This window comes from Saccharothrix espanaensis DSM 44229 (genome assembly GCF_000328705.1).
In the GTDB taxonomy this organism is placed as follows: domain Bacteria; phylum Actinomycetota; class Actinomycetes; order Mycobacteriales; family Pseudonocardiaceae; genus Actinosynnema; species Actinosynnema espanaense.
In genome coordinates this window covers 7,315,927-7,322,500 of sequence record NC_019673.1, presented here as the reverse complement: position 1 = coordinate 7,322,500, position 6,574 = coordinate 7,315,927, and the positions used below count along the sequence as shown (strand labels likewise).

Annotated in this window: 5 protein-coding genes and 2 rRNA genes (1 of these 7 cut by a window edge); 6 read left to right on the top strand and 1 reads right to left on the bottom strand. The window is 67.7% G+C overall.

The features are described 5' to 3' along the window. Both BN6_RS31735 and rrf read left to right on the top strand, forming a co-directional pair. A 23S ribosomal RNA gene (locus BN6_RS31735) occupies positions 1-1,820 on the top strand (it extends 1,260 nt beyond the left edge of the window). A 114-nt stretch (positions 1,821-1,934) separates the two neighbouring features. After that, positions 1,935-2,051: ribosomal RNA gene (rrf, locus tag BN6_RS31730) — 5S ribosomal RNA — on the top strand. An 87-nt stretch (positions 2,052-2,138) separates the two neighbouring features. On the opposite strand, the gene BN6_RS48195 is transcribed toward rrf, so the two are convergent. Further along, positions 2,139-4,031 (bottom strand): hypothetical protein, encoded by a 1,893-nt coding sequence (locus tag BN6_RS48195; RefSeq protein WP_041314754.1) that lies wholly within the window; start codon positions 4,029-4,031, stop codon positions 2,139-2,141. Here BN6_RS48195 and BN6_RS48190 point away from each other — a divergent pair. From BN6_RS48190 to BN6_RS31710, 4 genes are all read left to right on the top strand, one after another. Further along, a complete protein-coding gene (locus tag BN6_RS48190) occupies positions 3,975-4,592 on the top strand; it encodes a tetratricopeptide repeat protein (protein WP_231904806.1) in 618 nt (205 codons plus the stop codon). The genes BN6_RS48195 and BN6_RS48190 overlap by 57 nt on opposite strands. Positions 4,593-4,795: 203 nt before the next feature. After that, positions 4,796-5,581 (top strand): HAD-IIA family hydrolase, encoded by a 786-nt coding sequence (locus BN6_RS31715; RefSeq protein WP_015103936.1) that lies wholly within the window; start codon positions 4,796-4,798, stop codon positions 5,579-5,581. A 4-nt stretch (positions 5,582-5,585) separates the two neighbouring features. Beyond that, positions 5,586-5,759, top strand: coding sequence for a hypothetical protein (locus BN6_RS47520; protein ID WP_015103935.1), 174 nt, complete (start codon positions 5,586-5,588; stop codon positions 5,757-5,759). Between the two features lie 4 nt (positions 5,760-5,763). Further along, positions 5,764-6,570, top strand: a complete 807-nt coding sequence (locus tag BN6_RS31710; protein ID WP_015103934.1) for a TlyA family RNA methyltransferase — start codon at positions 5,764-5,766, stop codon at positions 6,568-6,570. The last annotated feature ends 4 nt before the right edge of the window (positions 6,571-6,574 follow it).

The window sequence follows — 6,574 nt, the reverse complement described above, 5'->3', positions numbered from 1 at the left end:
GTCTGGATGGGTAGGGGAGCGTCGTTCAGCCATCGAAGCGCCGGAGTGATCCAGGTGTGGAGGCTGGACGAGTGAGAATGCAGGCATGAGTAGCGAAAGCAGAGTGAGAAACTCTGCCGCCGGATGACCAAGGGTTCCTGGGCCAGGCTAATCCGCCCAGGGTAAGTCGGGACCTAAGGCGAGGCCGACAGGCGTAGTCGATGGACAACGGGTTGATATTCCCGTACCCGTGTGAACGCGCCCATGGCGAACCTTGTGATACTAACCGCCCGAAGCCCGCTCTGATTCTTCGGATGAGGGGCGATGTGGAGCGCGGGACCTGAACTTGTAGTAGTCAAGCGATGGGGTGACGCAGGAGGGTAGCTCCGCCAGTGAGTGGTAGTACTGGTGTAAGCGTGTAGGCCGCAGCATAGGCAAATCCGTGCTGCATTCAAGGCTGAGACGTGATGCATAGCCGATTGAGGCGAAGTAGGGTGATCCCATGCTGTCGAGAAAAGCCTCTAGTGAGTGTTCACGCGGCCCGTACCCCAAACCGACACAGGTGGTCAGGTAGAGAATACCGAGGCGATCGGGCGAACTGTGGTTAAGGAACTCGGCAAAATGCCCCCGTAACTTCGGGAGAAGGGGGGCCGAGGGATTTGAAGCCCCTTGCGGGCTAGGATTTTTCGGCCGCAGAGACCAGCGAGAAGCGACTGTTTACTAAAAACACAGGTCCGTGCGAAGTCGCAAGACGATGTATACGGACTGACGCCTGCCCGGTGCTGGAACGTTAAGGGGACCGGTTAGCTCTTCGGGGCGAGGCTGAGAACTTAAGCGCCAGTAAACGGCGGTGGTAACTATAACCATCCTAAGGTAGCGAAATTCCTTGTCGGGTAAGTTCCGACCTGCACGAATGGCGTAACGACTTCTCGACTGTCTCAACCACAGGCCCGGCGAAATTGCACTACGAGTAAAGATGCTCGTTACGCGCGGCAGGACGGAAAGACCCCGGGACCTTTACTATAGCTTGGTATTGGTGTTCGGTTCGGCTTGTGTAGGATAGGTGGGAGACTGTGAAGCGGCCACGCCAGTGGTTGTGGAGTCGTCGTTGAAATACCACTCTGGTCGTACTGGATGTCTAACCTCGGTCCGTGATCCGGATCAGGGACAGTGCCTGGTGGGTAGTTTAACTGGGGCGGTTGCCTCCCAAAGGGTAACGGAGGCGCTCAAAGGTTCCCTCAGCCTGGTTGGCAATCAGGTGTCGAGTGCAAGTGCACAAGGGGGCTTGACTGTGAGACCGACAGGTCGAGCAGGGACGAAAGTCGGAACTAGTGATCCGGCCATGGCTTGTGGAAGCGTGGTCGCTCAACGGATAAAAGGTACCCCGGGGATAACAGGCTGATCTTGCCCAAGAGTCCATATCGACGGCATGGTTTGGCACCTCGATGTCGGCTCGTCGCATCCTGGGGCTGGAGTAGGTCCCAAGGGTTGGGCTGTTCGCCCATTAAAGCGGTACGCGAGCTGGGTTTAGAACGTCGTGAGACAGTTCGGTCCCTATCCGCCGCGCGCGTAGGATACTTGCGGAAGGCTGTCCCTAGTACGAGAGGACCGGGACGGACGGACCTCTGGTGTGCCAGTTGTCCTGCCAAGGGCATTGCTGGTTGGCTACGTTCGGAAGGGATAACCGCTGAAAGCATCTAAGCGGGAAGCCTGTTCCTAGATGAGGTATCCCACCCTTCGTGGGGTAAGGCCCCCAAGAGACCATTGGGTTGATAGGCCGGAGATGGAAGGCCGGTAACGGCTGGAGTTGACCGGTACTAATAGGCCGAGGACTTGCTCACAAACATGCTACGCATCCACTGTGCGGTTCTGAAAGAACCGAACCGGACCACCACGGTCCCAGGCCATTTGGGTCTCGGGGTTGGGGTGCCTACGGGTTGGTAATTTCATAGTGTTTCGGTGGTCATAGCGGTGGGGGAACACCCGGTCCCATTCCGAACCCGGTAGTTAAGCCTTCCAGCGCCGATGGTACTGCACTCGTGAGGGTGTGGGAGAGTAGGACGCCGCCGAACAATTTTTCCCTGAAAGGGCTTGTGGTGGGGGCACATCGAGATGTGCTCAAGTCACAAGCCCTTTCGGCGTGCCCACAGTAGGAGGAGTTACAGGTGTCGAGGTTCGGGGACCGTCCAGGCGACCGCCAGCGTGGCCAGGGAGACCGACCGCGCCGTTCCGAAGGTGGCCGCGCCGAGGGAGGCCGCAAGCCCAGCAGCGGCGGTGGTCGCGACAGCGGCCGCGACAACGCCGGGCGTGACAGCGGCAGGAGCGACCGCGGCGGATATCCCCGTCGCGATGACAACAAGCCGACTTTCGACCGCAGCCGTGACGACCGGCCCCGTGGCGGCGACCGCAGCCGCGATGACCGCAACCGTGACGACCGCGGCAGCTACAACCGCGACGACAGCAACCGGCGCGATGGTTTCCGGCGTGACGACAGCCGCTCGGACCGTCCGCGCTCCGATCGTCCTTCCACGGACCGTCCGCGCTACGACAAGCCGCGCGACGACCGCGGTGGCTACAACCGTTCGGGCGGTGACAGTCGCAGCTCCGGCAGCCGGTTCACCGGCAACCGCAGCGGTGAGCGTCGTGAGTTCAAGCCCCGTGACGATCGCGGCGGCTACCAGCCCCGCGACAGTCGTAGTGACAGCCGCAGCGACAGCCGTGGTGGCGAGCGTCGCGAATACAAGCCGCGCGATGATCGTGGCGGTTACCAGCCGCGTGACAACCGCAGTGGTGAGCGTCGTGAGTTCAAGCCCCGTGATGACCGCGGTGGCGAGCGTCGTGAGTACCGCCCCCGCGACGATCGGGGTGGCGAGCGTCGTGAGTACAAGCCTCGCGACGATCGCGGTGGCGAGCGTCGCGAGTTCCGGCCGCGTGACGACCGGGGCGGGGAACGTCGTGAGTTCAAGCCCCGCGATGACCGTGGCGGGTACCAGCCGCGTGACAACCGCAGTGGTGAGCGCCGCGAGTTCAAGCCGCGTGACGATCGCGGTGGGGAGCGTCGTGAGTACCGCCCCCGCGACGACCGGGGCGCAGAACGTCGTGAGTACAAGCCCCGCGACGACCGGGGTAGCGAGCGTCGGGAGTACAAGCCGCGCGACGATCGCGGTGGTGAACGTCGCGAGTTCAAGCCGCGCGACGACCGTGGTGGTTACCAGCCGCGTGACAACCGCAGTGGTGAGCGTCGCGAGTTCAAGCCCCGTGACGATCGCGGTGGTGAGCGTCGGGAGTTCAAGCCGCGCGATGACCGTGGTGGTGAACGTCGTGAGTACAAGCCTCGGGAGGACCGGGGCGGCTACCAGACTCGGGACAACCGCAGTGGTGGCGCGGATCGGCGTGACTCCCGCTCGCGTGACGACCGTGGTGGTTACCCGCAGCGTGACGATCGTGGTCCGGTCCGTCGGGATGACCGCCGTGACGACCGCAAGGACGTCAAGCGTGACGAGCGGAGCCGTGAGCGGGCCGCGCGCTTCCAGGACCGGGTCGCGCAGACCGATGACGTCGCCGGTGACGCGGCCGTCGAGTCGGCCGTCCTGGCCGATGGCACGGTCGTGGTCGACGGTGCGTCCGGCGACGCCGGCGCTCCGGTCGCTTCGGAGTCGGTGAGCCCGTCCGGCAAGGACTCGGGTGACCAGGACTCGGTGGACGACCGTGACGACGTCCCGACCGCCGGCGGTGACAGCGACCGTGACGAGCTGGACGACGCCGACGCCGACGCCGACGCCGACGCCGAGTTGGACGATGACTCGGACGACGAGGACGACGCCGACCAGGACGACGACAGCGACGACCGTGGCGCCGAAGGTCGTGGTTCTGACGACGGTGACGTGGAAGACCGTGGTGACGCGGGGCAGCGGCGTGAAGAGGGCGGGGAGTACACGCGGGCCCGGACTCCGGAGCTGCCCGAGGACGCGGACATCTCCATCCTCGACCCCGAGGTGAAGCAGGAGCTGCGCGGGCTGCCCAAGGGGCTTGCCGAGATCGTCGGACGGCACCTCGCCGCGGCCGGGATCCTGATCGACAGCGAGCCCGAGCTCGCCCTGGAGCACGCCCGCTACGCGCGCACCAAGGCCGCGCGGGTCGGTGTGGTCCGGGAAGCGGCCGGGTTGACCGCCTACTACGCCGGGGAGTGGGCGGAAGCCCTCTCCGAGCTGCGGGCGGCGCGGCGGATGACGCACGGTGCGGGGCACCTCGCCGTCATGGCCGACTGCGAGCGCGCCCTGGGTCGTCCCGAGCGGGCCATCGAGCTCGCCCGCGAGGCGCAGGGGGTCACCCTGGATCCCGAGGACGCGGTGGAGCTGCGGATCGTCGCGGCCGGTGCCCGGCGGGACATGGGGCAGTTCGACGCCTCGGTGGTCGCCCTCCAGGGCGACGACCTGGACCCGAAGCGCCGGGACCCGTGGAGCGCGCGGCTGTTCTACGCCTACGCCGACAACCTGGCCGCCGCCGGTCGTACCGAGGAGGCCGTGAAGTGGTTCCTCAACGCCGCCCAGGCCGATGACGACAACGAGACCGACGCCGCCGAGCGCGCGTTCGACCTCAGCCCCCAGGACTGAGCCCCCAGGACTGAGCACCCAGGACTAAGCACCCAGGACTGAGCGCCCGGGGCGTGCCGCCGGGGTGGTCGACCGGGGAGCGCGAACCCCGGGACCGGCCCTAATGGGGCAGGATTGACCGGGACAGTGGCCCGTCCGTTCGCGGGCGGGCCACTGTCGTGTCCGGACGACGTGTCCGGACGGCCGATGACGACGGGGGAACCGTGCTACTGGACCGTTACGACGCGCTGCTGCTCGACCTCGACGGCACGGTCTACCGAGGCCACGACGCGGTGCCGGGAGCGGTGGAGGCGGTGGCGGCGGCTCGTGGGCGGGGGATCGGGATCCGGTTCGTCACCAACAACGCGACGCGGTCGCCGCAGGACGTCGCCGACCACCTGACCGAGATCGGGTTCCGCGCCGCGCTGGACGAGGTGAGCACCAGTGCCCAGGCCGCGGCGGCGATGCTGCCCGACCTGGTCGGCCCGGGGGCGGGTGTCCTCGTGCTCGGCACCGACGCGCTCGCCGACGAGGTGCGCCGGTGTGGTTTCACGCCCGTCCGCACGGCCGAGGGCGCGGCTGCCGTCGTGCAGGGCCTGTCCCAGGACCTCGGGTGGCGCGAGCTCGCCGAGGCGGCGCTGGCGATCCGGGCGGGCGCGCGGTGGGTGGCGTGCAACGTCGACGCGACCCTGCCGACCGAACGCGGCCTGCTGCCCGGCAACGGGTCGCTGGTGGCCGCGCTCAAGACCGCCACCGGTGCCGAACCCCTCGTCGCCGGGAAGCCCGCGACGCCCTTGCTGGAGCAGGCCGCGAAGTCGTTGGGCGCGCAGCGCCCGCTGGTGGTCGGCGACCGGCTGGACACCGACATCCTCGGTGCGGTGAACGCCGGTCTGGACTCGCTGCTCGTCCTCACCGGGGTGTCGACCGAAGCCGACGCCGCCGCGCTGCCGCCGCACCTTCGGCCGACCTACGTCGCGGCGGACCTGTCGGTGCTCGATCGGCTACCGTGAAACGGTGAACTTCGAAGTTCCCCTCCCCGGACCGCCGCGTGATCCGGTGGACGGCATCGACGCCGCGCTCGCCGCGCTGGACGGGCTGGAGCAGCTCGACGTGGCCGAGCACGTGGCCCGGTTCGACGACGCGCACACCGCCCTGACGGTGGCGCTGTCCAGCATCGACAAGGTGTGATCCGGTGCCGCGCAGGGCTCGGCTGGACGCCGAACTGGTCCGCCGCGGGCTGGCCCGGTCACGGGAGCACGCGAGTCAACTCGTCGCCGACGGCCGGGTGACGATCCGCGGCACGGTCGCGACGAAACCCGCCACCGCCGTCGAACTGGACACCGCGCTGGTGGTGCGCGAGACCGACGACCCGAACTGGGCGTCGCGGGGCGCGCACAAGCTGGTCGGCGCGTTGGAGCGGTTCCCCGCGATCACCGTCGGGGGCCGGCGCTGCCTGGACGCGGGCGCGTCCACCGGCGGTTTCACCGACGTGCTGCTGCGCGCCGGCGCGCGCCAGGTGGTCGCGGCCGACGTGGGCCGGGGGCTGTTGGACTGGCGGCTGCGCACCGACGACCGGGTCGTGGTCAAGGACAAGACCAACGTGCGGGCGTTGACGCCGGAGGACATCGGCGGTCCGGTTGAACTGGTGGTGGCGGATCTCTCGTTCATCTCGTTGAGGCTGGTGCTGCCCGCGCTGGCCGCGTGCCTCGACGAGGAGGGCGATCTGCTGCCGATGGTGAAACCCCAGTTCGAGGTGGGCAAGGAACGGCTGGGGTCGGGCGGCGTCGTCCGCGACCCCGGGCTGCGCGCGGAGGCCGTGCTGGACGTGGTGGCCGCGGCGGCGGAGATCGGGCTGCGGCTGCACGGCGTGACGGCGAGCCCGTTGCCGGGCCCGTCCGGCAACGTCGAGTTCTTCGCCTGGCTGCGCCGCGGCGATCCGCTGGACGTGGAGGCCGCCGACGCGCTCGTGCGCGCCGCGGTCGCGGAAGGACCCCAATGACCGG